The following is a 23,602-nucleotide window of genomic DNA, read 5'->3' as shown; positions in this document are numbered from 1 at the left end:
ATTAAAAAGGGCGGAGTTTAGGCATCAATTGAGCCTGGCCGTTATTGCAGTGTTTTGCTGGCTATGCATTTTTGCCATTCTGTCAGTGATGGTGCATGGCTGATCATCTTGATCATTTATTTACCTAACCATCTTGATCAAGTCAACTACCGCGTCCTGAAGGGCGCGGCTTGCGACTACGCAAAAAGTCGTGTCGCGTCTGGCGGGCTGACATTACCGCCCTGAGACTCCAGGATATACCTCAAGTCTCGTGTTCGGTGCTCTATGTTCATAGCACCAGCTCTGTCGGCATGGGTTTCGTAACCGCATTTTTCGCACCTGAAGGCTACGCCGCAGCGGTTATTTCGGCTGATGTGGTTACATCTGGGGCAAGTTTGGGAAGTATATTCAGGATTTACGTAAATTATAGCTATCCCGGTCTCTTTGGCTTTGTATTCCACAAAAGCCTGTAGTTGCCTGAATGCCCAACTGCTATGCTCGTACCTGAATTCTGTGGAGACTTTGTTTTCCGTTCTCTTCCTGATGCCCGTCAAATCTTCCATGCCGATTGCCGAAACGCCGTTATCTACAGCAAATTCTATGAGATCCTTGGATACCTTATGGTTGACGGCAGTCATAAACCGTGTCTCTCGGCCTGCTATTTTTCTAAGAGTTCTCATAGAAGATCGAGTGCCCAAATATCGACCGCCTGCCTTCTGCAATCTCTGGCGTTCCTTGGATCGGATGTTTCGGTGGTTCTTGATTTCACCACCTGCAAAGAACTTGCATTGCTTGTCCGTGGTAGATGCAACCGCCAGACAATTAATACCGACATCAACACCCATGAAAGTGGATGCATCAACTATATTCTTGTCTGGAATATCCTTCGCACAGGCCAAATGGAAAAAGTAAGCTCCGTTTTTGTGCAAACAAAGCTTGGATGCCAGGTATTTCCAGGACCCGTCTAAGTATCTCTGAGCATACTGGTAATTCAAGATCTTATATCTCCTGCGCCCCGCTAATGTAGTTATGCTCAAAGTGTCTCCGGATAAGCCAAAATCGCGTTCGAACGAGAATGTAGCCGAGGTTGGATCGAAATCGAGGAATTGCCATTCTGATTCTCTTTTGTCGATCTGACTCTGAAGTGTTTTGTAAGCTCCCGAAACCTGGCGAGCTACATTACAAGCCATCTGAGATTTCAGGGTTAAGATTGTTCCGTAGATGCTTGTAAGTGGCTTTTTGGATAAGTCCACTTCCAACAGGCTTGCCGATGTCAAACACGATTTGCGAGGCATAATTCATGCCTTGGGAGAATGCTCCTAGCAGCTCTGCTAGGTCATTATCCGGTGCATCTAGCTTCAGGATAATGGTCTTTGTGAGCTGCATGATTTGGTATATTCACTTAATGCTACATATAGTTATCCTGGGTGAAGATATTTGTACGCGCTCCTCCCCACCGTAAACGATGAAAACTCCGCGCTGCTGCGAGTTGAATCGTACGCATGGCATTGACCACTGAACTGCCCATAGTCAGGTGCACAATAGGATCGTTGCCTCACCAGTGCATCCGGCGCAGGTTGAAACCTTTATATGGGTGCCCTGATTAAATGCATTAATAGACCCGCTGAATGAGGCAGTTGAGGATCAGCAATAGGATAATGCAGTTGAATGGAGCAGTTGAGCAGGACAGTGGTTGCATATCGATATTCACCAACTCAAATAAACGAGGTTTCCGCAAAAAATGACATTAAAGATCGCTGTGGACATCGACGGGGTGCTCGCAGATCAGGTGGCTGCTGTTCTGAGGGAGATCGAGAGGGAATACGGCCTCATATATTCCAAGAGCGATGTCGATCGTGCGCACTGGACCTTCGAGGGAAGGGAGGTCTGGGAGGAGATATCTAGATTGCTTTCGGATCCGGAATATGTGATGCAAGTGCCAATTATCCATGGCTCGCAAAAGGCGATAAAGAAGCTCAGCCACCATGATGTCTTCGTGGTGACCGCCAGGAGGCCGCATACCGAAGAGGCTACCCGCCGATGGCTGAGCGCCCATTTTCCTTCCCTGAAGGGCTACTACTGGGCCAGAACGGGGACCAAGCATAATGTGCCATCAGATGTGCTTATCGATGATCTGGACATCAATATAGTGGAGTTCGTGAAGAGCGATCCCGATAGGCATGGAATTCTATTTCAGCACCCATGGAGCCTGAACGGCACTGGAATTGAGGATTATCGCAGCCAGGTCTCATACTGCCCGGAATGGGAGAGCGTTGTGAAGGCGGTGGAAACCATTGACCGCTCACGCCAGTGAATTCTCGCTACTGGTGAGATCGATCTTTTATAGTTAAGCCGAAAAATGGTTATCTTATGGGCTTCTGTCCCCTGGCCTGCGCTTTCTGTCGCCTCTCCTCCTGCTTTTCTTTCTTCTTATCCTTTCTTGCCTCTCCTCCAGCATTCTTCTTGAATAGGTTGATCATTGTCGATCTCCTCAATTAAACCCGATTATTGTTAAATGCTGACCATTTCTATATCAATCTATTCCCCTTTTAAGATAGATTCTCCATTGATAATATAATAATGTGCAAAGAGCGAATGACATCTGACCACAGCTGACCTTCATAATCTTCTCTTTTCAGAGCGATAGGCTGATTATGGAAGAAGAAGAAGATCCAAACAGGAATGAACCGAGAGGAATTGACATAAGACGCAAATGAGGAGAGACGGGCAATGAAAGACAAAAAGATCCTGGAAGAGTTCAAGAAGACATATCCTGAGAAGTTCCTGCCCCCAGAGGTCATATTCAGCCACATCCATGCAGGAGATAGGATCTTCATAGGGACCGGTTGCGGCGAGCCTCAATTCCTGGTGGCTGAGCTGGTCAACTACGTCAACAATAATCCCAAAGCGTTCTTCGATGCGGAACTGATCCACATCTGGACGCTTGGCGTGGCTCCATATACCGATGAAAAGTTCCAGGATAACTTCAGGCTTGACTCCTTCTTCGTGGGAGACAGCACCAGAAATCCGGTCAACCGTGGTGCAGCGGATTATACCCCAATCTTCCTCTCATCCGTTCCCGATCTCTTCCGCTCAGAGATGGTTCCGGTGGATATAGCCCTAGTCCAGACCTCTCTTCCGGATAAGCACGGCTACCTTAGCCTGGGCATAAGCGTGGACGTGGTCAAGGCTGCCCTGGAAAAGGCAGAGGTCGTCGTGGCCCAGGTGAACGAAAACATGCCTAGAACACATGGAGATGGCTTCATTCATATCAAAGATATCGATTTTATCCTTCCCCATGACGAGCCTCTCCTCGAGTATTCGGTTAAGGCTCCCAACGACATCGTGCAGAGGATCGGAAAATACGTCGCTCGTATCATAGAGGATGGCTCGACCATTCAGGTGGGATACGGCCTGATACCGGACGAGGTGGTGCACAGCCTCGAGAACAAAAAGGACCTGGGAGTGCATACGGAACTCTTATCCGATGGCATCGTCGAGCTGATGAAAAAGGGAGTGGTCACCAATCAGAAGAAGATCCACAATCCAGGAAAGACCATCGCCTCATTCTGCATGGGAAGCCGGGATACCTACGATTTCCTGGACGAGAACCCATCGATCGAGTTCAAGAGGATCGACTACACCAACAATCCCCTCATAATCTCCCGGAACAGGATGATGACCGCCATCAACAGCGCCATGGAGGTAGACCTGACCGGCCAGGCAACAGCAGAATCTCTGGGAGGGACCTTCTACAGCGGCACCGGCGGTCAGGCGGACTTCATGCGGGGAGCGGTCCTCAGCCCCGGAGGGAAGACCATTCTCGCCTTCCCCTCCACTGCACTGAACGACAGCGTCTCCCGCATCGTTCCCGTCCTGCAGGAGGGAGCCGGGATCACCTTAACCAGGGGAGACGTGCATTATATGGTGACTGAATACGGAATCGCCTATTTGCACGGCAAGAACATCCGGGAGAGGGCCATGGACCTTATCGCCATCGCCCATCCCAAATTCCGCCCCTGGCTGATCGAAGCCGCCCGGAAGAGATCTCTGATCTACAAAGATCAGGTCTTCATCCCTGGCGAGAAGGGAATGTATCCCGAGGAGCTGGAGACATACAGGACCACCAAGAAGGGGCTGGAGATATTCCTCCGGCCGGTGAAGATAACCGATGAGACCATGCTTAAAGACTTCTTCTACGATCTATCAGAGGACAGCATGTACATGAGGTTCTTCTCTGCCCGGAAGGATATGCCTCATAAGAGGCTGCAGGACTTCGTTGTTGTAGACTGGAGCCGGAAGATGGAGATCTTAGCGGTGATCAAGGAGAAGGAGAGAGAAAGAGAGACCATTATTGCTCTTGGCCAGTACGAGCTGAACCCAGACAAGTACCTGGCAGAGGTAGCAATAGTAGTAAAGGACGAGTATCATGGAATGGGGGTGGGCAAAGAGCTTCTCTCTTATCTGACATACATCGCCAGGAGGCATGGCCTCTTGGGCTTTACCGCGGACACACTGGTGGAGAACAAGGCCATGGTGAGCTTATTTGAGAAGATGGGATTCTATACGGAAAAAAGAAGAGAAGAAGGGGTATATGAGATGAAGATGCTCTTCCGCAAGTCCAAGGAGCAGAACCGAGAGGATGTGATATGAGAAAGAGCATTGCACTCCGTTCCTCAAATGCTGCAGCTATAGAATAATGATAAAATAATTATAAAATAGCGATGAAAGAGGGGGTGCCAGGGATATCTGAAGGGATCTTCAAGCCGCCGATAATCCCTGGTGATCCTTTTATCCTTTGAGCGGCATATGATCCTTTCATGAGCAATGAGCTGAAAGCCGCTATCCAGAAATGGTGCGAAAAGTTGGAGATACCCCTGGTGGGAGTGGCCAGCGTGGATCGATGGAAAGAACCCCCATTTCAGCCTTGGATGCCGGAGGAGTTCTATCCTCAGTCTATATACCCCGAAGCCCGGTCGGTGATAGTCATCGGCCTACCAATCAGCCTGCCAGTTCTGGAAACGTCGCCCTCTGTCTATTACCGGGAGCTGTACAGCACAGTCAACTCCCTTCTCGACCAGTATACCTACCGCCTGGCCAGCTATCTCACCCAATTGGGCCATCCTTCCGTCTTCGTTCCCAGGGATGGATACATCGGAATCCGGGCGCTGCTGAAAAATCCGGTGGCAATCTTCTCCCACCGCCATGCTGCCTTTCTGGCAGGCCTGGGAAGCTTCGGTGTGAACAATATGCTCCTGACGCCAGATTATGGTCCCCGGGTGCGCTTCGGCTCTGTCTTCACCTCCGCAGTTCTTCCATCGGACCCAATTAGAGATGAGAAGCTCTGCTCTGAATGCATGCGCTGCGTCAAGATGTGTCCGGTCAATGCACTGGATGAGAGGGATTACCCCCAGGGTCTGACCAATAAGAAGAGCTGTGCCGAGCATAGCAATGAGCTGAACCAGAAGGGCATATCCCCTTGCGGAATCTGCATCAAAGTCTGCCCGGTGGGTCTGGATCGGCGGCTGTTTCGCCGGGAGGATATATCGATTTATTCCCGGCCGGATCGCTTCCCGGAGGGCCACAGGGCCTGGGAGCATGCGCAAAACTACGGAGGGATATGAGGGAAGTTCGAGGGCTCAGATCATGATATGTGCATGATGCATATTAGATCATGAAACCATTCCTTTCAGCCCTTTTTCGATCCCCTCATCCATCTCCTGGCAGTAGCCATGCACTGTGCAGTCCACAGAGATCAGGCTCTTGGGCTGAGAAGCGAGAGCATAAGTTTTCACCGCCAGAGGATAGAGAATCACCGTATCGTTTCTGGAGTGGATCATAGCCAATGGCCGGGGTGCGATCAGAGGTAGATAGGTATCAGGATCGATGGATCGATAGAAGCGAATTATATCCTCATCCTCGATGCCCAACTGGGCAACGACGGCATCGGTACCATAACCGCAGGTGCTTAAGGCCAGAACGCCCTTAGATCTTTCATCCAGGGCGCAGGCGATGATGGCAGTTCGAGCACCATTGCTCTCTCCAGCATAAATGATCCTCTCCGGGTCGATCTCGGGCACAGAGCGCAGAACTTCGGCTGCAGACAGGGCATCATAGACCATCATATGCTCCACAGGCTCTCTTCCATCTATAAAAAGCGCAAGATCCGCATTAACATCAATCGCCCCCAGGTTTCTCTGGTCCAAGGTGATTGTGGCATATCCCAGGTCGGCCAGGCGCTTGGCCAAACCCTGCTCCCGCTCTTTGGTCACTGTGGCTCCGGGCAGGAGAACTATTCCGGGAATACTGTCCTTTTTGTTCGCATCATCGCTGACGGTCTTGCTAAATCTCGAAAGTCTCAAAAGTCCCGCCATCTCCGCTCCCCGGCTGGCATACCGAACTGTAATCAAGGAGCTATTGCCTTCAACCGTCTCCTCGCTCAGATTGAACTCGGGCATTGAGATCAGATAATCCAGCCTGCCATCTTCTTCCACCTTCCAGTCCAGGCTATTGAGCTTGGTTGCTGGAATGCTGCCGGGAAGGCCCATCCATCCAATGAATAGAGCAATAGCCAAAGCGGCAATTAGAAGTCCTGCTCCTGCCTTGTAGCTTGCCATTTTCTCGTATCTGCTCTTCACCAGACCTAGAAAAAGCTGGCGAAAAGGATCTTGAGATCAATAAACCTATTGAGTATGAGGAGATGAGTGATCCTGGAGAAATCCGGAAATGAAGATAAATGAATTAGCTCCCGTAATAGCCTCTCGAGAGGTTGAGGTCGAGGCCTCGCCAGAGACCATCTGGGATATCATCGTCGCCGTCGACAGCTGGCCGGACTGGAATCCGGATGTCAAGGCCGCCTTTATAGAGGGCGATCTGGCTGTCGGCACGAGGTTCAGCTGGAAGGCTGGCCAATTGACCATCCGCTCAACAGTCTTGCAGATGGAAAGGCCCCACCATCTGGTCTGGACTGGCACGACCACTGGAATTAAGGCGGTTCATCTCTGGCAGATCGAGAAGAGAGGAGAAAAAGCGCTCGTCAGGTCGGAGGAGTCCTGGGAAGGTCTCCTGCCAAGCATTCTGCGCGGCACAATGAAAAGGATGCTCTCAAGGTCGATCCAGCAGACGCTCTTATATCTCAAGAGGGAAGCGGAGAGAAGATCTTTATGAGGCAAGCTTTTGCATCATCATATGGCCTGGAGTGCGGCTGGCTAAAAAATTAAAGAGTCTTGTCAGTATGCCCTTTAGATGCTTGGAGCCCATTCCTGCTCGGCCAGGTTGATCAGAGTTCCGTTATCGCTTACCTCATAGCCAATGGGAATCTTGCCCCAGCTCCACAAGTCATCATTCGCTAACAGTCGGGCGTCGCCAGTCTGATTTGTCTGGTTTGTTTGGTTTGTCAGGTTTTGCAGCATGCTCTCCTGGACCGCAGAGGGGCTGGAAGAGCCTTCTGTCAGATTGGCCAGTATTGCCATGCCAGAATCTCTGCTGATGTTCACTGTATCCGTTGACTGGCTGCTGCATGCTATCGCTAAAAGAATCAATACAGAAATTATATACATCTTCATAAATATAACCTCCTATGGCGTTATACCAAGACTCTCCAATGATATTCTTGATAGGAGGATTCGACCAACGGCTTTTTTTTAGATGCTGCAGTCGCCCTCATCTATCAGCTTATTCCTTCCTCTTTCTTTCTATGTTCACCAACATATCAATTTTTGCATCGATATGAATTCTGGACATTTCTGCAGCCGGGGAGCAGTCTCCAAATCAGCATTGCGGGGAGGAAAGGCTGCCCCTGAACATATTTGGCTTCACTGGCAAAACAGTCCTGCAGCTATCCAGCCTCATGCAGACCACCAGAACCTGAATCCTATCAAAAATTTGTGGCTATTTTCGCTCATCTGCATGGCTGCTGCCGCAGGAGCAGCCTTCCCCACTCGGGAGATATATAGCTAAGATTTAAACAGCTTCTTGATCATCCCCATAAATCCACTGCCGCTGTCCTGTGCGGATAGGATATCCTTCATCATTGCTTCAGCCTCTGGCGACGAGGTGAGTGCCATCTTCGATTGCTCATCAAGCAGCTTTGAGAGATCATCCGGTTTCATCTCCTTTTCTGGGGAGCTTTTTGTCAAATATCCCAGAATCAGAGGCAGAGCCATAGTAAGCAGCTGGCCGACGACCTCCTGAGGCAGTCCAGTCTTTTTAGCGATCGATTGCTGAATGGGAATCATGCTGCTCCCCAATATGGAATTGAGCATGCCCGGTCCAAAGGATGAGCTGCTGCTGCCAAAGTATTTGGCCATGTCCTGCATTGAGTTGCCCTTGGCTGAATCGGCAAGACCGCTCAAGATAGCGTTCGCCCCATCATTGCTGGAGGCTTTGCTGCTCATGGCTCCCAATAATAGGGGCAGGCCCATCTCCAGGGCGGATTTGGTGGATTGTTCGTCTGCACCAACTTTGCTGCTTAATATAGAGAGATTATCTCCCGCCATAAGCTGTTCCATTGCCATATTAACCACTGAATCCATTAATTCATCTCCTAATGAACAGTTGAGCTATGTACTTGCTAAGCATATATGCTCTAATGAGTATTAACTCCTTTCTCTGGACATTCAGTAGTTCTAACCAGAGTTAATAATTGTCAGAATAAAAAAGATTGATGAGTTAGGACCATCCTCATGCCCTTTTCCCAACCACTCCTTCCTATGATTCCAGTATCTTCCCGTACTCCAACTCGCTCTTGGGATGGGGCTCCTTTATCTCATCAGGGTAGCCAAAGGCGATCATGCATTCCACCTTCGATCCCTCCGGCAGATCGAGGGCCTTTCGGATATAATCCTCAGAGGTTTGGCCATCATTATGCATCCGGTTTCGGATCTGGATCCAGCATGATCCCAGCCCCAGGCTCTGGCCAGTCAGCTGCAGGATGATGGAAGCGATGGAGCAGTCCTCAATCCAGACGTCCGATTCCTCATCCCTGGCTATGACCACCACACCCAGACTGGCTCCCTTCAGGAAGCCGGAGCCGCTTTGTTTGGCGCGGGACAGCACCTCCAGCATATCCTTATCGGTGATGAACAAAAGCCGCCAGGGATTGATACCCCTGGAGCTTGGTGAGCGCAAAGCAGCCTCCTTGAGCTGATCAATGATTTGTTCATCGATCTTCACATCCTTATATTTCCTGATGCTCCGCCGGTCTCTCAATATATCTAGCATAATCGTCCTCCACTGTCTGCTGAAATCTTTCGTCCCCCGGACATAAATCGTTTATCTTCCGTCTTTCATCTTTTATCTTCCAGATTTCATCTCCATCTTTCATCTTTCGTCTTCTCCGGGCTTATGCTCTCTTTTCAAAGCCGAAGAAAAGATATCAGATGCGGTCGATTGAAGATGGAGAGGTGACAAGCTCAATGGATAAGAAGATAGTCTATTTTGATGAGGGAGGATCGGAAAATACCCTAGAGACATTTCGGCTGGTGCAGGAGAGATCAAGCAGCCTGAACATCAGGAAGCTAGTCCTGGCTTCCACCACTGGATCTACTGCGGTGAAGGCGAAAGACTTTTTCAGCCGGGATGGTATCAAGCTGATAGTAGTGCCCCATCAGTGGGATTTTCATCGGGAGCAGAATGCCTTTCCTGAGCCGCTGACGAGAGAGCTGCGCAGAGAGGGGCATGAGGTTCATTTTGGGACGATGCTCTTTCATACCGACGGGCTCTACGGCTCAAACAGCGCTACCACAATGGCTAACCTCCTGCGATGCTTCTGCCAGGGGGTAAAGGTCTGCTTCGAGATAGTGCTCATGGCCACAGATGCCGGCCTCCTGGTCTCGGGAGAGAAGGTAATAGCAATAGCGGGGACCGCCTCAGGATCGGATACCGCACTGGTGATGCAGGCCGCCTCCAGCCAGCATCTGAAAAGGCTAAGGGTTAATGAGATCATCTGCAAGCCTCTCAATCCCTTGAATATAGACGAGCTGAAGGGAAGGTGAGAAGAAGAAGCTCGAGGACGAGATTGAGGGAGAGGAAAGGAGACAATGCAGGTGCAGGAAAAGGGCTTTTCGCTGAATTATGTGGGTCAGGCCCGGCCGCGGTTTTGGTCTCTGTTCCTCTGCGCCTCTGTGGTTGGGTCAGGATCGCTGTTCACCCCAGATGCAAAAGGATACAGAGAATTTCCGATTCAAGTTCACCCATACTACATAGCGAGGAGCCCAGAAAAAGGAATGAAAAAGGGAAAAGGGAGCACGTGCAGGGATACTATAAGCGCTTGGCTGTGATAGAGCCCCCCAGTTTCTCAGAGGGGTTCAGCCACATTCGGGCGCATCCCCGAGCGTCCTCAGCTCGAATTGCAGCATGCTGACAGCGGATTTAAACATGGATCAACCTTTGTTGAATCCTCCACCACCCTCAACACTGACATTTTTGATTTATTCGAGCCGCAGCCATTGCTTACTGTCAGTCTGTAGCCGCCGGAATCAGATGGTCTCGGATTAAGGATTATCAATGAGGGTGATACCTCTCCTGGAATTATCTCTCCATTCTTCTCCCATTGATAGGAATTTGCCCCAACAGCGGTGCCCTTCATTATGAACGCCACAGTCTCACCGGCGTCGGCAATCAGGCAATCGGGTTCAATTTCCACATCCCCAGGCGGCCTTTCTACTATCAGGCTCACAGCATTTGAATCGATGAATCCGCATCCATTGGATATAGCAACTCTGTATTCACCCATATCCTCCATATTCGCATCGAATATGGTGAGCTCCTCAGAGTTGGCCCCTGGAATGATCCTGCCGCCTTTTATCCATTGATAGGTCAGAGGCTGAGCACTCTTTGCCAACACAGTGAACGTCGCCGTCGATCCTTCGCAGACCTTCTGGCTGGTTGGCTGGACCAAAATCTCAGGCAATGCGATTATATCCAGATTTGCAGTCTCTGATTCGATCTGGCCGCAGCTGTTTCTTGCCTGCACATAGTAGCTTCCTTTATCGCCTGTGATGGCCTTTTGAATGGTATAAACCTCAGCTATGGCTCCTGGGATCTCCACTCCGTCCTTGAACCACTGGTAGCTCAGAGGATCATCGCTTATTGCCCGAACATTGAAAGTCACAGGCGTTCCCTGGCATACGATCTGGCTGGCCGGCTGGAGGGAGATGGCTGGCACCCCAATTGTCTGCAGATTTGCTGCCTCCGATTCAATCAGATTACACCTGTCTCTTATCTGCACTGAGTAGCTCGCTGTATCGCCAAAGGTTGCGGCTGGGATGGTGTAGGTATCAGCAGTTGCTCCCTGGATCATCTTTCCGTCTTTGAACCATTGATAGGATAATGGCTCGCTGCTGCTTGCCTGCACAGAGAATGTCGCTGCATCTCCCTGGCATACCCTCTGGCCCTTGGGCGGAACAAGGATCTTTGGCATTGAGACCATCTCCAGGTAAGCGGCCTTTGATTCGACCGAGCCGCAGCTATTTCTCACCTGTACCATGTAGTTGCCCATATCAAATTTGCCGGTTCTTGGAATAGTATAAGCATCCGCCGTGGCTTCATAGATCTCGATTCCATCTTTGAACCATTGATAGCTCAATGCCTCGCTGCTCTCTGCCTGAACAAAGAACGTTGCTGCCGCCCCCTCACACACCTTCTGGCTGGCCGGCGGCAGATGAATCTCGGGCAATGCAACTATCTCCAAAACAGCAGCACCGGATTTGATCTGGCTGCAGTTGTTTGCCGCCTGCACCCAGTAGCTTCCAGTATCGTTGAGAACGGCCCGAGCAATCGTGTAAACATCCTGGGTGGCTCCAGGAATCTTTATTCCATCCTTAAACCATTGATAGCTCAAAGGCTTGCTGCTCTCCACTTGGACGGTGAAAGTCACTGCGCTTCCCTGGCATATCTTCTGGCTGGTCGGCGGCACAAGAATCTCCGGCTTGGCTACGATATCCAGGATTGCTGCATTGGATCCGATCTGGCTGCAGCTATTTCTCACCTGTACCCAGTAGCTTCCCCTATCGCTGGGGCTAGCCACTGGAATCGAATAAGAATTCGATGTTGCTCCTTCTATTTCTGTACCGTCCTTATACCATTGGTATTCCAGCGGTTCGCCACCGCTTGCCTTTACGCCGAATGTTGCTGCCGCACCTTCGCACGTCTCCAGGCTTTTTGGCTGCACAAGAATATCCGGTGATGAAATTACATCCAGGCGGACTGCCTCTGATTCAATCTGGTTGCATTTATTTGCCACCAGCACTGAGTAGCTTCCCGTATCGCTGAGGTTAGCGGCAAGGATGGTGTAGGATTCAGATGTAGCATCGGGGATATTCGCTCCATCTCTGAGCCACTGATAGCTCAATGGCTCACTGCTCTTGGCCTGAACGGAGAACGTTGCAGCCGTTCCCTGGCATACCTTCTGGCCGGTCGGTTGGGCCAGGATATCAGGCATAGCGATGATATCCAGAACAGCAGCCTCCGATTCGATCTGACTGCAATTGTTGCTTACCTGGACCGAGTAGCTTCCCATATCGCTGAGGTTAGCGGCAGGGATGGTGTATGTATCAGACGCAGCGCCGGGGATATTCACTCCATCTTTAAGCCACTGGTATCTCAACGGCTCACTGCTCTTGGCCTGAACAGCGAATGTTACCATCGTCCCCTGGCATATACTCTGGCTAGTCGGTTGAGCCAGGATATCAGGCATAGCGATGATATCCAGACTGGCAGCCTCCGACTCGACCTGGCTGCAGTTATTTGCCACCAGAACGGAATAGCTTCCCACATCGGCAATATCAGCTAGATCGATTGTGTACCTATCATCTGTTGCCCCCGGAATCTCGATTCCATCTTTTAGCCATTGGTACTCAATTGGCTCGTAGCTTGATGCTTCCACATGGAATGTTGCAGCAGCACCCTGGCATATCATAAGGTTTGCCGGCTGCAGAAGAATCTTCGGCCTGGCGATGATATCCAGACTGGAGACCTCTGATTCGATCTGGCTGCAATTGTTTGCTACCTGCACCGAGTAGCTTCCCGTATCGTTTAGTTTAGCGGCAGGAATAGTGTACGTATCAGACGTAGCACCGGGGATATTCGCTCCATCTTTGAGCCACTGATAGCTCAATGGCTCGCTGCTTTCTGCTTGAACCTCGAATTTTGCTGCAGCGCCCTGGCATATCTTCAGGTTTGCCGGCTGCAGTAGAATCTTCGGCCTGGCGATGATATCCAGATTGGCAGCCTCCGATTCGATCTGGCTACAGTTATTGCTTACCTGGACTGAGTAGCTTCCCATATCACTAAGGTTAGTTTGAGGGATGGTGTAGTATTCTGACGTAGCACCATCTATCTTGATACCGTCTTTGAACCACTGATAGCTCAATGGCTCACTGCTCTCTGCCTGAACGGAAAATGTTGTTGTAGCCCCCTCACACCCCCTCTGGCCGACCGGCTGTATCAGAATCTCAGGAATAGCAATTATATTCAGACTGGCAGCCTCCGATTTGATCTGGCTGCAGTTATTGCTTACCTGGACTGAGTAGCTTCCCGTATCGCTGAGGCTAGCGGCTGGGATGGCGTAGGATTCAGATGTTGCACCATCTATCTTGATCCCGTCTTTAAACCACTGATAGCTCAATGGCTCACTGCTCTTGGCCTGAACAGAGAATGCTGCCCTCGTCCCCTGGCATACCTTCTGGCTGGTCGGTTGGGACAGGATCTGAGGCATGACTATAATATCCAGATCAGCTGCCTCTGATTCAATCTGGCTGCAATTATTCCTCAACTGGACCGAGTAGCTTCCCGTATCGTTTAGGTTAGAGGCAGGGATAGTGTACGTATCAGACGCAGCACCTTGTATATTCACTCCATCTTTGAGCCACTGATAGCTCAATGGCTCACTGCTCCTGGCCTGAACAGAGAAAGTTGCAGCCGTCCCCTGGCATACCTTCTGGCTGGTCGGTTGGGCCAGGATATCAGGCATAGCGATGATATCCAGAACAGCAGCCTCCGATTCAATCCGGCTGCAATTATTGCTCACCTGGACTGAGTAGCTTCCTGTATCGCTGAGGCTAGTTTGAGGGATGGTGTAGGATTCAGATGTTGCACCTTCTATCTTGATTCCTTCTTTGAGCCACTGATAGCTCAATGGCTCACTGCTCTCTGCCTGAACAGAGAATGCTGCCCTCGTCCCCTGGCATACATTCTGGCTGGTCGGTTGGGCCAGGATATCAGGCATAGCGATGATATCCAGACTGGCAGCCTCCGACTCGATCTGACTACAGCTATTTGCCACCAGAACGGAATAGCTTCCCATATCGGCAATATCAGCTAGATCGATTGTGTACCTATCATCTGTTGCCCCCGGAATCTCGATTCCATCTTTTAGCCATTGATACTTCAGTGGCTCAGTGCTTTCTATTTGAACCTCGAATTTTGCTTTTGCACCCTGGCATATCTTAAGGTTGGCCGGATGCAGAAGAATCTTCGGCCTGGCGATGATATCCAGATCAGCTGCCTCTGATTCGATCTGGCTGCAGTTATTTGTTATCTGCACTGAGTAGCTTCCCGTATCGTTTAGGTTAGAGGCAGGGATGGCGTACGTATCAGACGTAGCAGCGGGGATATTCACTCCATCTTTGAGCCACTGATAGCTCAATGGCTCGCTGCTTTCTGCTTGAACCTCGAATTTTGCTGCAGCGCCCTGGCATATCTTCAGGTTTGCCGGCTGCAGTAGAATCTTTGGCATGGTAATTATATCCAAACCAGCGGCCTCTGATTCGACCTGGCTGCAGTTATTTGCCACCTGCACCGAGTAGCTTCCCATATCGCTAAGGTTAGTTTGAGGGATGGTGTAGTATTCTGACGTAGCACCATCTATCTTGATACCGTCTTTGAACCACTGATAGCTTAATGGCTCACTGCTCTTGGCTTGAACAGAGAACGTTGCTGCCGCACCCTGGCATACCCTCAGGTTGGCAGGCTGGACAAGAATCTCTGGTCTGGTTGCGATATTTAGATAGGACGCAATTGATTCAATCTGGCCGCAGTCGTTGCTGACGATCAGGCTATAGCTGCCGGAATCATTGCGGGTCGCATTCTTGATGACAAAAGAGTCAAGGTTTGCACCAGGAATCTGCAATCCGTCTTTCATCCACTGAATTGTGATGGGATCGCTGCCGGTCACATCGGCTACAAGAGCTATATCCGATCCCTCACATATCTTTTTGCTGGCAGGCAAATGCAGTCCTGTGATCATCGGCATTGATCTAATGCTCAATTTAGCCTTATCGGATTGAGTCCAGCCGCATAGGTCACTGCCTATGATTACACTGTAATTGCCCTGGTCCGTACTATTGGCCGCTGATATGCTTAAAACGGCGGCATTGGCTGCGGTAATGTTCAGGCCATCCTTCTGCCATTGATAGGTATATGACTCATTGCCGGCAACCTGGACCTCAAAGGAGACCGGCGAGCCGGTGCAGACGGTTTGGCTGATTGGCTGCACCAGAATTTTTGGCCTGGATCTCACAGATATGTGAACCGCTCCGGATTCTGCCATACCGCATATATTGCTCACTGCCAGACTGTAATCGCCTTCATCAGTCGGCAGGATGCTGGAGATCAGATAGCGGTTTGTATTGGCTCCTGTGATATTCTCTCCGTTCTTCTTCCATTGGTAGTTCAGAGGCTCGGTTCCAGATGCCTGCGCATTCAATAAAACCTCCGATCCTTCGCAGGCAATCTCATCAAGCGGCTCAATCTCCACCACCGGTTTTGAGCTGACGGTCAGAACTGCAGGGTTCGATTCGATAGAACCGCAAGCATTGCTCACCCTCACCCGGTAGCTTCCAGCATCTGCCAACTTGGCGGCTGGAATTATGTATGAGTCTGTTGTAGCCCCAGCGATTTGGGATCCATTCTTCGACCACTGGTATGATATCGGCCCATTTCCGGCAGCGACCACATTGAATCTTGCTTCCTGGTCTTCGCAGGCTGAATAGTCAGCAGGCTGGATCTCGATCATCGGATGAGCTGATCTGATAGCGACCAGCCAGCCATCATAATAGGTAGCTGGCTCTTGTTGCTGACAATCGCCGTAGCATGCGCTTTTTCTTCTTGTAGTCTGAGCGATATAGGGCGTTGTCTTTCCGGCAAAGACAGAGCTGCCATCATCCGTTTGAATGACTGAATAGCCCTTATCATCCAGTTTGCTGCCAAATGTCTGATCCCATATCCTTTCGCCATTCTGATCGGTCATGATCAGCCAGGCATCAAAGCCCCCGGAGCCAAAGGATCTTGTCGAACCTATGAGAATATGGTGTCCTTCTCTTGTCTTGACCAGGGAGCCTCCTTCCTCATCGTATGCTCCGCCATAAACCTTATCTGCAATTTTATCTCCATTGGCATCGGTCTTGATAAACCAGATATCATATCCCCCAGAGCCAACGGAGTTGGTGGAGCCGAGCATGGCAAAGCCGCCATCAGCAGTCTGCTGGACCGACCACCCTCTGCTCCAGGGATTCCGCTCGCTTCTGGGCCCACCGAATGTCTTTTTCCATTGCTCATTCCCATTCGAATCAATTTTAATCAGCAGGGCATCAGAATCGCCATTTCCCCAGGAGCCGGTTGTGCCGGCGACGACGAATCCTCCATCACGAGTCTCCTGGATCGAATCCCCCATATCATCTCGGGATCCGCCAATGGTCTTATCCCAGATTTTGCCACCGAACTGGTCGATCTTGAGCAACCAGACGTCATACATTCCGCTGCCAAAGGATTTTGTATTGCCCGCGATGATAAATCCGCCATCAATAGTCTGTTTTATGCTGCTTGCTTCATCATCCAGTGCTCCTCCGAAGGCTTTATCCCATATCTTCTCTCCGGACGGATCTACCTTCATCAGCCAAACATCGTACATTCCGCTGCCATAGGATCTGGTTCTTCCGGCTACAATATAGCCACCATCAGCGGTCTCTTCTACTGAATATCCCTCATCCTCTCTGGCCCCGCCATAATTTTTTTGCCATAAAATATTTCCGCTTTTATCGGCTTTTATCAAAAATAAATCATAATTGTTATCGCCATATGACTTTGTTCTGCCAGTGGCTATATACCCCGCATCGCTGGTTCGCTGAATGGAATATAGCTCGTCGTCAAAGGATCCCCCAAAGGATGCATTCAAATCCATCGCGATACAGGGTTGGCTGCAATAAGCACTCTGACAGCACAGAATCGTTAACGCGGCCAAAAATATCACCAAAATCAACCATTTATTGCAGCTATAATTTTTCATATGAATTATCCCCAATGCCCTCAATTATCCCGCCCCAAATCTTCCAGCCCTTGATCATCCAGCCCGTTATCATGCAGCACTTAATCATATGAGACTCAGGACTCTTTGGCTCCGGAGGATCCTGGTCTTTGACACAGCAGAGATTTACATATTTTTTAGCATATTTTCTCATTGATCGTATAAATAGCTTTAGGCTTATTTAATATATATTTGTTATTTTACGGAAGGTAGCGGGCATGGAAACAGGAAAATCGCACTCATTTCACTGGATTGAGCTACTGAAATTTTTTAAATAACATTTCTATTTTTAAATGAAATTTCTGAAATGCCCGAGCGATAATGGACCAATTTAGCTGATATGACAAGGCTTTTTTCCCTGAAGAACAAATTAAGATAAATAATAATGAGTGAAAAGATGACAAATAACCTGAAGACAGCGGATCAGCAGAGAGCTGAATTATTCCTGGAGGAGTTCGTCTCTGGCCTTGTGGGATCGATGGGGGATGATATGGATTTTATCCTTCTCTTCGGAAGTGCAGCCAGAGGCGAGTTCATCCTGGGAAAGAGCGATGTAGATCTCATCATTCAGACAAAGAGCGATGCTGCTGTCCGCAGGGTGGAAAGGTTTGCTGAATCTCTCTTCTGGCGACTGAATGAAAAGCATGGCACGCAGTTTGAGAAGGTTCTATCAACCGGCGTGAGTGAAAGCATCCTGGAAGGATCGATCAAGTTTCTGGAAAAGCATGTCAGGCTCTACAAGCCTTTTGAGGTATTTGGACCGAATGATATCGATTGGAGTGAAGGATTGATCAAGAGGCCAGACCTTTTGCCGGGTGCTGTTCTCGTCGCCAGCCAGCTCACTTTGCTGTACAAAATGAAATATGAGGGCAAGATTCTCTTCGGCCGGGACATTCGCCCGGAGATAAATCCGCGCTTCACCTGCTGGGAAAGACTGAAAGCTATAATGGTGCCTCAAAGCATTGCTCTTGCCTCTTTTGTCCTCGCCTTGATCCTTCCTCAGAAGGCAACAGGCTATGCAGTCAAGGCGCTCTTCTATGAGGTGGAGTCGGTGAACATCTACCAGAAAAGCATGATTCCTCCCCCTCAGGAGAAGATGAGAAGCTTTGCCGAAGCATCGCAATTCGAGAATGCTGTCTTCGACCGGTTGCGCTTTCTTTTAGAGAAGAACCTAGGTCTATCAAGCGAGCAGAAGCTGGAGCTTTTGAGGAATGCAGCTGCCATCAAGCGGCATGGCTTTCGCGGGAGCAGATGGGAGGCATTGAGATTCTGTCTGGTCGCTTTTGGGGCCATCTGGCAGACCAATGCCGCTTTGATCCTGAGAGCCCAGGGCTCAGGTTAGACTGATTCCTGCGATCAATGGATCGTGATCCGAGCAGCGATATTTGTCTGAGCTATTCCAAATGCCACTGTAGCCGAAGTCAGGGGATTCATCGGAATTTATATGCCAGATGCTCGCTCCAGTTACCTGTCCGGTCAGGCTTGGGCTTGCCAGGATATGATCCAGCTCCCCCCATCTGCCCTGAAACACATATGAGTAAGAATTAGAGGCGAGCAGAGAGGAAATCTGGTTAACATATCCGGCCCTCTTCAAGGCCATGATGGGATCCTCGTTTCTGTACGAGTTCATATCCCCCAGGATCAGATAGTCGGGATCATGGCTTCCAGTAGGATCGGAAGACAACCAATCTATCAGCTCATTTGCGGCCCTTGTGCGGTCACCATTCCAGTATCCTTGACCATCTCCACAATCCCTATTGTCTCCATTCGCCACCTCATCCCCTCCTGGCGGATTCTTGGATTTCAGATGAACGACCACGACTGTAAGCCGCTCAAGAGTGCTGATCTCCTCGAAGGTCTGGGCCAGAGGCTGGCGGTTGCCCGATGAGAAAGCGCCCATGGATGTCGTCGCTGCCTTGCCTATGGGTCTGATCGTTGTTCTGTTGTAGATCAATCCCACTGATATGAGGTCATCGCCTAGCTTTGGTGATCCCGGGTCTACAAATGAATAATTCTCCAACCCAATCCCATCTTCACGAGCATTCAGCCCGTCACATAGATCATGAATGGCGCTCAGGTTTCCATAGCCATCATTCTCTATCTCGATGAGACCGATCACATCCGCCTTCATATCAGTGATAGCCTGAATGATCTTAGCTCTCTGCAGCTCGAACTCGCCATTCGATCTGGCTCCTCTTGCACTGGGAAAACCACGGCCTGCTCCATTGCCGTTAAAGTAGTTTTCCAGATTCAGGCTGGCAATCCTTAATCTGCCGCCCACTGGTTCAGGATTCATCGGCCGGGGATTGGATATTATGATTTTAGAGATATTCAAAGGTTCCAATCTATAATTTCCGTAGCCATAGCTCATTATCCCCATAATTCCCTGGATGGTGTCTGCACAGCGAATGGTTCTTGGAAATGGATAAGACTCGGGGAATCTTCGGCTGCTGCCGTCATCAAGGATGATCATGCTGCGACTGTTCAATTCCTGGACCTGCGCGGCTGGGGCTCCGGGCTTGGCAACGTTGGTGGGAACAGGCAGCCGGGATTGGGGAGATATGGCCAGTTCCCCATATGCGGAGAAATTCTCAATATCGGTGATGACCAGATCTTGAGGGAGCATCAAGAGCATTCCCTCGTATCTTTCCAGCGAATCCTCCTTTAGCGGCAGGATGAGCTGGTGGGCGGTCAAAGTGCTCTTAGTCTCATTTTTGCCAGCCTTTTTCTTTTTTATCTCCTTTAAATTCATCTGGGTCAGGCCATGGAACTCTTCGATATGCCCCCTGGCTATGACCAGATCACCTCTGGTGACATTCTCTTTCACTCCCAGCCGTCCAGGATCATAGATATAGATGCCCTCTGAGGTCTCAATATTGTCATCTATATCGCTGTCCTCTTCCTGGACAAAGAATCCTTCCAGCTTATCTGTTCCCTGGAAATCAGCGGTAACAATAGCCTCTATCGAGACTTTCATCCCCTGAAATGGGCTTGACTGTCCATCTCCCTGGATGGCATGAATCATGGTCAGATCAGCAATCATTGATTCTCCGCCCGGAGCAGCAGTCGAGATTGCAGCGCTCGCAGCCAAAAGAACGAAGATAATCGATAAATTCAAATCCATTCCATCCCTCTGATCAAGCCTTCCTTAAGTTCGGAGTAGTCACCTCCAAAAGAAAAGCTTTTTTATCACCATCTGAATATGTGTTAGCCTATGGCGAGTGGATGAATATCCATCTGAAGCTCACAGAAGATCTGCGATGGATCTACCTGGACCTTCTCTCCATTGTGGTAGGGATAAGCGGGGGCCTGGGGGCAGTGGCCTTCCGAAAGCTGGTGGAGCTTAGCCACGATTTCTTCTTCGGCTTTCTCCTCCCTCTCCTGCCGAATAGCTACTTCGTCGTTCTGCTGCCGGTCCTTGGCGGCCTCATCGTCGGACCTCTGATCTACAAGCTGGCGCCGGAGGCGAAGGGCGACGGCATATCTCATATCATGATCGCTCTGCAGAGGTTTACCGGCGACATCAGAAAGCGAGCCGGTCTGGTTCTCATCTTCACCTCCGCAATAACCCTGGGCAGCGGTGGGAGCGCCGGGCGGGAGGGGCCCATTGCCCTGATTGGAGCCTCAGCAGGCTCGGCCATCGGCAAAGCCATAAGGCTGTCTGCACGCGATTTGAAGGTGCTCACCTGCTGCGGCGTAGCCTCGGGGATTGCCGCCACCTTCAATGCACCCATGGGCGGGGCGATATTCAGCATGGAGGTGATCAGCAAGAAGTTCACATCACTTGATGCGGTACCCATTCTGCTGGCGGCGGTGGTGGGAAAAGCGGTAGCAACGGAGTTGATCGACCCCGTGCCGGAGTTCGTGAATCCCAACTTTTACTTTACCACCTTCGATATGGTTCTCTGCTTTTTCATCGGGCCCCTGTTTGGATTTCTCTCCTTCCTCTGGGTGAAAGGCTACTACTTCTTTGAGGACCGATTCCAGGATCTGCCTCTACCTGACATTCTGAAGCCGGCAGTTGGCGGGCTAACAGCAGGAGTATGCGGCATATTCTTCTTCGAGTTCGGCATAATGGGAGTGGGCTATGAGGGCATCAATAACGTCTTCATGCTGGCAGCGAGAGCGCCAGCCACCGATCTGCTTCTTCTGCTCCTAGCTTTGGGCTTGCTGAAGATGCTGGCAACATCCTCCACCGTCGGATCCGGAGGGAGCGGCGGGGTGTTTGCGCCCACGCTCTACATTGGAACCATGTTCGGCCTGGCGGCGGGCATGCTGGCTGAGATCCTGGCGCCCGATCAGATTGCCAATCCCCTGGACTACGGGCTCCTGGGCATGGGGGCTCTTTTCGCCGGGACAGCCGGGGCGCCTCTCACCTGTATATTCATGATCACGGAGATGACCGGCAACTATGGTGGCTTGCCGTCTCTGATTATTTGTTGCATCACCAGCTATACCGTGGCTCGCATTCTGTTGAAGGGTGGGTCCATTTACACTATCAAGCTGATGAGAAAGGGCATTTATCTCGATCTTCCCCAGCCGGTGCTCTCCGAAGTATCGGTGGGGGAGGCGATGCACAAAGAGGTGATCGCCGTCAGCCCTCTCTGCAGGATCTCGGAGGTGAGAGATGGCATCTACCGTTACAACTATACTGGTTTCCCCGTGGTGGATGAAGGCCGTCTGGTGGGGATGATAACCTTTGATGATATCAGGAGAATTCCCCCGCATGAGCAGGAGAAGATGACAGTAAAGGAGGTGGCGGTCAGGGCTCCTATCACCATTAATCCCCACCAGTCGGCCAAGATGGCCATGGATCTCATGTATGAAAATGACGTTGGAAGGCTGGCAGTGGTGGAAAAAGACAATGCGCAGAAGCTGATTGGCATCATCACCCGCTCGGATGTGATCAGGGCTTATGAGAGGGAGATGAAAAGAAGCCAGGACGAGGCTTTAAAGTAGAATGGACAAAAAGTGCGGCGACTTCTTCCCTTGTCCCTGAAGGGGCAGGGGCTTCCTGCTTCATCGAGCACCTTCGAGTTCTCCACAGGCTTGAATTCGACGCAGTCCGCGACTACTACGCTGTTGCCCAATCCAAGTTCGACTTAGCGGGGTACATGGTACATGCAACTGACTTGCATTTTCTCGACCAAGCGAGTCTGAAGGTCAACGGCTGCAAAGAGACATCCTCTTAACAGCAATCTATAACTTCAGGCAGGTAGTAAATTAATTGGTGAATTGCATGAAAGAACAGGTATTCTTCGGCGAAGGCATGGCCATGGTAAAGAGAGATTATCCGGATCTGTATGAGGCCATAGTAGCCCTGAACGAGGCAGCTTACACCGGCAAGGTCCTGGATTATAGGACCCAGAAGCTCATCGCCATGGGGATCAATGCAGCTGCTTCCGACGAAAGGGCTACAAAGAAGCAGATGATAAGCGCCATAAAGGAGTTTGGCGTAACCAAGGATGAGATAGTGGATGTACTGAGGGTCGTTCTCCTCACGTCGGGAATGCCGCCCTTCACGAAAGGCATGAAGATATTGGGCGAAGTGATGGAGAAATAAACCTTTTCAATTTTTTGTTGTTTTTCTCAATCTTATAAGAAAAAGGCGATTCTATCCTCCGTGATCATGCGCCGCATTCTCAGCCTCCTGGTGGCTAGGTGCAGCAAACGAAAAAACGTTACCCTCATAGGACTTTAAGGGCGGGTTCATGGGTGCCTTCAGAGCCTCGATCTCGGGCCAGTTCCTTCTCCTCGGCCTTCTTCGTTCTCTCAAAATCTCCAAAACCGCGCGGTTCTCTCGTTCTGGGGAGCGGGGATGACCGTCTTAAAGAGGATCCTCTCTTCTATGAGAGTATAGAAACACTGCAAAGAGATACGTCTGCCAGGTCAGCCAGAAAAGAGACCTCCTCACCGCTGTGCTAGCAGGCATGAAAACCGCACATGATTTGTCATGCTCTGCCAGCGACACTTATCTCAGGAGGAGCTATCGCTGTCCGCTATAGGCTCTGCCAGCAAGCCGCCGTATGCGTATCTGAACGGAAGTGACAGCTCGCCTCGACCAAGCATAGAAATGGCGAGACGCGACACATAAAATTCTGCTACTTACAAGGATTAATGGGCCAGTTAGAGGTTCGACCACAACGCGAACATATCGGTCCGCTAGTTCCTGCAATTATCTTATGGGGCTTATCCTCCTTGCAGGGATTAATGGGCCAGTTAGAGGTTCGACCACATTTGGTGCAAATATTTATTCCGTTAATTACTGCGATATCATGAGCCATGAATCCATTTTAGCATTTATAGTAAATAGCTTTTACG

The 23,602-nt window shown here is 50.3% G+C and carries 18 protein-coding genes; 8 read left to right on the top strand and 10 right to left on the bottom strand.

Features of this window, described 5'->3' with window-relative positions; translation table 11 throughout:
* Positions 1 to 176: 176 nt before the first annotated feature.
* Both BP727_RS13330 and BP727_RS13325 read right to left on the bottom strand, forming a co-directional pair.
* Entirely contained in the window at positions 177 to 1,169 is a 993-nt protein-coding gene (locus BP727_RS13330; RefSeq protein ID WP_286859321.1) for an RNA-guided endonuclease InsQ/TnpB family protein, read from the bottom strand.
* A complete protein-coding gene (locus BP727_RS13325) occupies positions 1,159 to 1,365 on the bottom strand; it encodes a hypothetical protein (protein ID WP_286859324.1) in 207 nt (68 codons plus the stop codon). The genes BP727_RS13330 and BP727_RS13325 overlap by 11 nt, the downstream gene beginning before the upstream one ends.
* Positions 1,366 to 1,720: 355 nt before the next feature.
* Here BP727_RS13325 and BP727_RS13320 point away from each other — a divergent pair, with 355 nt between their 5' ends.
* The 3 genes from BP727_RS13320 (at position 1,721) to BP727_RS13310 (ending at position 5,603) form a co-directional block, all read left to right on the top strand.
* Positions 1,721 to 2,293 carry a 5' nucleotidase, NT5C type gene (locus BP727_RS13320; protein ID WP_013720321.1) on the top strand — a complete coding sequence of 191 codons (573 nt, stop codon included), beginning with the start codon at positions 1,721 to 1,723 and terminating at the stop codon, positions 2,291 to 2,293.
* A 416-nt stretch (positions 2,294 to 2,709) separates the two neighbouring features.
* On the top strand, positions 2,710 to 4,632 hold the full coding sequence (locus BP727_RS13315; RefSeq protein WP_013720320.1) for a GNAT family N-acetyltransferase: 1,923 nt from the start codon (positions 2,710 to 2,712) through the stop codon (positions 4,630 to 4,632).
* Positions 4,633 to 4,799: 167 nt separating this feature from the next.
* Entirely contained in the window at positions 4,800 to 5,603 is an 804-nt protein-coding gene (locus tag BP727_RS13310) for a 4Fe-4S binding protein (protein ID WP_013720319.1), read from the top strand.
* A 48-nt stretch (positions 5,604 to 5,651) separates the two neighbouring features.
* On the opposite strand, the gene BP727_RS13305 is transcribed toward BP727_RS13310, so the two are convergent.
* Positions 5,652 to 6,617: an alpha/beta hydrolase gene (locus BP727_RS13305; protein ID WP_276620957.1), complete on the bottom strand. Its 966-nt coding sequence runs from the start codon at positions 6,615 to 6,617 to the stop codon at positions 5,652 to 5,654.
* Positions 6,618 to 6,705: 88 nt separating this feature from the next.
* Here BP727_RS13305 and BP727_RS13300 point away from each other — a divergent pair, with 88 nt between their 5' ends.
* Positions 6,706 to 7,146: an SRPBCC family protein gene (locus tag BP727_RS13300; RefSeq protein WP_273271408.1), complete on the top strand. Its 441-nt coding sequence runs from the start codon at positions 6,706 to 6,708 to the stop codon at positions 7,144 to 7,146.
* Positions 7,147 to 7,220: 74 nt separating this feature from the next.
* Here the strand turns inward: BP727_RS13300 and BP727_RS13295 are convergent, their stop codons facing one another.
* From BP727_RS13295 to BP727_RS13280, 4 genes are all read right to left on the bottom strand, one after another.
* Positions 7,221 to 7,544 (bottom strand): hypothetical protein, encoded by a 324-nt coding sequence (locus tag BP727_RS13295; protein ID WP_013720315.1) that lies wholly within the window; start codon positions 7,542 to 7,544, stop codon positions 7,221 to 7,223.
* 390 nt (positions 7,545 to 7,934) lie between these two features.
* Positions 7,935 to 8,513: a DUF937 domain-containing protein gene (locus BP727_RS13290; RefSeq protein WP_013720314.1), complete on the bottom strand. Its 579-nt coding sequence runs from the start codon at positions 8,511 to 8,513 to the stop codon at positions 7,935 to 7,937.
* Positions 8,514 to 8,688: 175 nt separating this feature from the next.
* On the bottom strand, positions 8,689 to 9,201 hold the full coding sequence (locus BP727_RS13285; protein ID WP_013720313.1) for a nitroreductase family protein: 513 nt from the start codon (positions 9,199 to 9,201) through the stop codon (positions 8,689 to 8,691).
* Complete coding sequence (locus BP727_RS13280; RefSeq protein WP_157863819.1) at positions 9,158 to 9,304, bottom strand: hypothetical protein; 147 nt, start codon at positions 9,302 to 9,304, stop codon at positions 9,158 to 9,160. The genes BP727_RS13285 and BP727_RS13280 overlap by 44 nt, the downstream gene beginning before the upstream one ends.
* Before the next feature lie 91 nt (positions 9,305 to 9,395).
* Between BP727_RS13280 and BP727_RS13275 the strand changes: the two genes are divergently transcribed.
* Positions 9,396 to 9,974, top strand: a complete 579-nt coding sequence (locus BP727_RS13275) for a pyruvate kinase alpha/beta domain-containing protein (protein WP_013720312.1) — start codon at positions 9,396 to 9,398, stop codon at positions 9,972 to 9,974.
* A 344-nt stretch (positions 9,975 to 10,318) separates the two neighbouring features.
* Here BP727_RS13275 and BP727_RS13270 read toward each other — a convergent pair whose 3' ends face one another.
* Positions 10,319 to 17,158, bottom strand: coding sequence for an immunoglobulin domain-containing protein (locus tag BP727_RS13270; RefSeq protein WP_286859312.1), 6,840 nt, complete (start codon positions 17,156 to 17,158; stop codon positions 10,319 to 10,321).
* Positions 17,159 to 17,249: 91 nt separating this feature from the next.
* On the bottom strand, positions 17,250 to 17,435 hold the full coding sequence (locus BP727_RS13265) for a hypothetical protein (RefSeq protein ID WP_048132469.1): 186 nt from the start codon (positions 17,433 to 17,435) through the stop codon (positions 17,250 to 17,252).
* 231 nt (positions 17,436 to 17,666) lie between these two features.
* Here BP727_RS13265 and BP727_RS13260 point away from each other — a divergent pair, with 231 nt between their 5' ends.
* Entirely contained in the window at positions 17,667 to 18,623 is a 957-nt protein-coding gene (locus BP727_RS13260; RefSeq protein WP_286859310.1) for a nucleotidyltransferase domain-containing protein, read from the top strand.
* On the opposite strand, the gene BP727_RS13255 is transcribed toward BP727_RS13260, so the two are convergent.
* On the bottom strand, positions 18,615 to 20,324 hold the full coding sequence (locus BP727_RS13255; protein WP_286859309.1) for an ExeM/NucH family extracellular endonuclease: 1,710 nt from the start codon (positions 20,322 to 20,324) through the stop codon (positions 18,615 to 18,617). The two genes, BP727_RS13260 and BP727_RS13255, sit on opposite strands and share 9 nt — an antisense overlap.
* Positions 20,325 to 20,506: 182 nt before the next feature.
* Here BP727_RS13255 and BP727_RS13250 point away from each other — a divergent pair, with 182 nt between their 5' ends.
* Both BP727_RS13250 and BP727_RS13245 read left to right on the top strand, forming a co-directional pair.
* Positions 20,507 to 22,240 carry a chloride channel protein gene (locus BP727_RS13250; protein ID WP_273278534.1) on the top strand — a complete coding sequence of 578 codons (1,734 nt, stop codon included), beginning with the start codon at positions 20,507 to 20,509 and terminating at the stop codon, positions 22,238 to 22,240.
* Between the two features lie 280 nt (positions 22,241 to 22,520).
* A complete protein-coding gene (locus BP727_RS13245) occupies positions 22,521 to 22,844 on the top strand; it encodes a carboxymuconolactone decarboxylase family protein (RefSeq protein WP_048132461.1) in 324 nt (107 codons plus the stop codon).
* Positions 22,845 to 23,602 lie beyond the last annotated feature (758 nt).

Source organism: Methanosaeta sp. UBA356 (assembly GCF_002496465.1).
GTDB classification, from domain to species: Archaea; Halobacteriota; Methanosarcinia; order Methanotrichales; family Methanotrichaceae; genus Methanothrix; species Methanothrix soehngenii.
The sequence above is the reverse complement of the archived record's forward strand: the minus strand, read 5'-3'. Positions and strand labels throughout refer to the sequence as shown.

Bases quoted from the DNA above. Each gene is read 5' to 3' on its own strand.
- BP727_RS13330 (WP_286859321.1), bottom strand. From the start codon at position 1,169: ATGGCTTGTAATGTAGCTCGCCAGGTTTCGGGAGCTTACAAAACACTT.
- BP727_RS13325 (WP_286859324.1), bottom strand. From the start codon at position 1,365: ATGCAGCTCACAAAGACCATTATCCTGAAGCTAGATGCACCGGATAAT.
- BP727_RS13320 (WP_013720321.1), top strand. From the start codon at position 1,721: ATGACATTAAAGATCGCTGTGGACATCGACGGGGTGCTCGCAGATCAG.
- BP727_RS13315 (WP_013720320.1), top strand. From the start codon at position 2,710: ATGAAAGACAAAAAGATCCTGGAAGAGTTCAAGAAGACATATCCTGAG.
- BP727_RS13310 (WP_013720319.1), top strand. From the start codon at position 4,800: ATGAGCAATGAGCTGAAAGCCGCTATCCAGAAATGGTGCGAAAAGTTG.
- BP727_RS13300 (WP_273271408.1), top strand. From the start codon at position 6,706: ATGAAGATAAATGAATTAGCTCCCGTAATAGCCTCTCGAGAGGTTGAG.
- BP727_RS13295 (WP_013720315.1), bottom strand. From the start codon at position 7,544: ATGAAGATGTATATAATTTCTGTATTGATTCTTTTAGCGATAGCATGC.
- BP727_RS13290 (WP_013720314.1), bottom strand. From the start codon at position 8,513: ATGGATTCAGTGGTTAATATGGCAATGGAACAGCTTATGGCGGGAGAT.
- BP727_RS13285 (WP_013720313.1), bottom strand. From the start codon at position 9,201: ATGCTAGATATATTGAGAGACCGGCGGAGCATCAGGAAATATAAGGAT.
- BP727_RS13280 (WP_157863819.1), bottom strand. From the start codon at position 9,304: ATGAAAGATGGAGATGAAATCTGGAAGATAAAAGATGAAAGACGGAAG.
- BP727_RS13275 (WP_013720312.1), top strand. From the start codon at position 9,396: ATGGATAAGAAGATAGTCTATTTTGATGAGGGAGGATCGGAAAATACC.
- BP727_RS13270 (WP_286859312.1), bottom strand. From the start codon at position 17,158: ATGGATTTGAATGCATCCTTTGGGGGATCCTTTGACGACGAGCTATAT.
- BP727_RS13265 (WP_048132469.1), bottom strand. From the start codon at position 17,435: ATGAGAAAATATGCTAAAAAATATGTAAATCTCTGCTGTGTCAAAGAC.
- BP727_RS13260 (WP_286859310.1), top strand. From the start codon at position 17,667: ATGAGTGAAAAGATGACAAATAACCTGAAGACAGCGGATCAGCAGAGA.
- BP727_RS13255 (WP_286859309.1), bottom strand. From the start codon at position 20,324: ATGATTGCTGATCTGACCATGATTCATGCCATCCAGGGAGATGGACAG.
- BP727_RS13250 (WP_273278534.1), top strand. From the start codon at position 20,507: ATGAATATCCATCTGAAGCTCACAGAAGATCTGCGATGGATCTACCTG.
- BP727_RS13245 (WP_048132461.1), top strand. From the start codon at position 22,521: ATGAAAGAACAGGTATTCTTCGGCGAAGGCATGGCCATGGTAAAGAGA.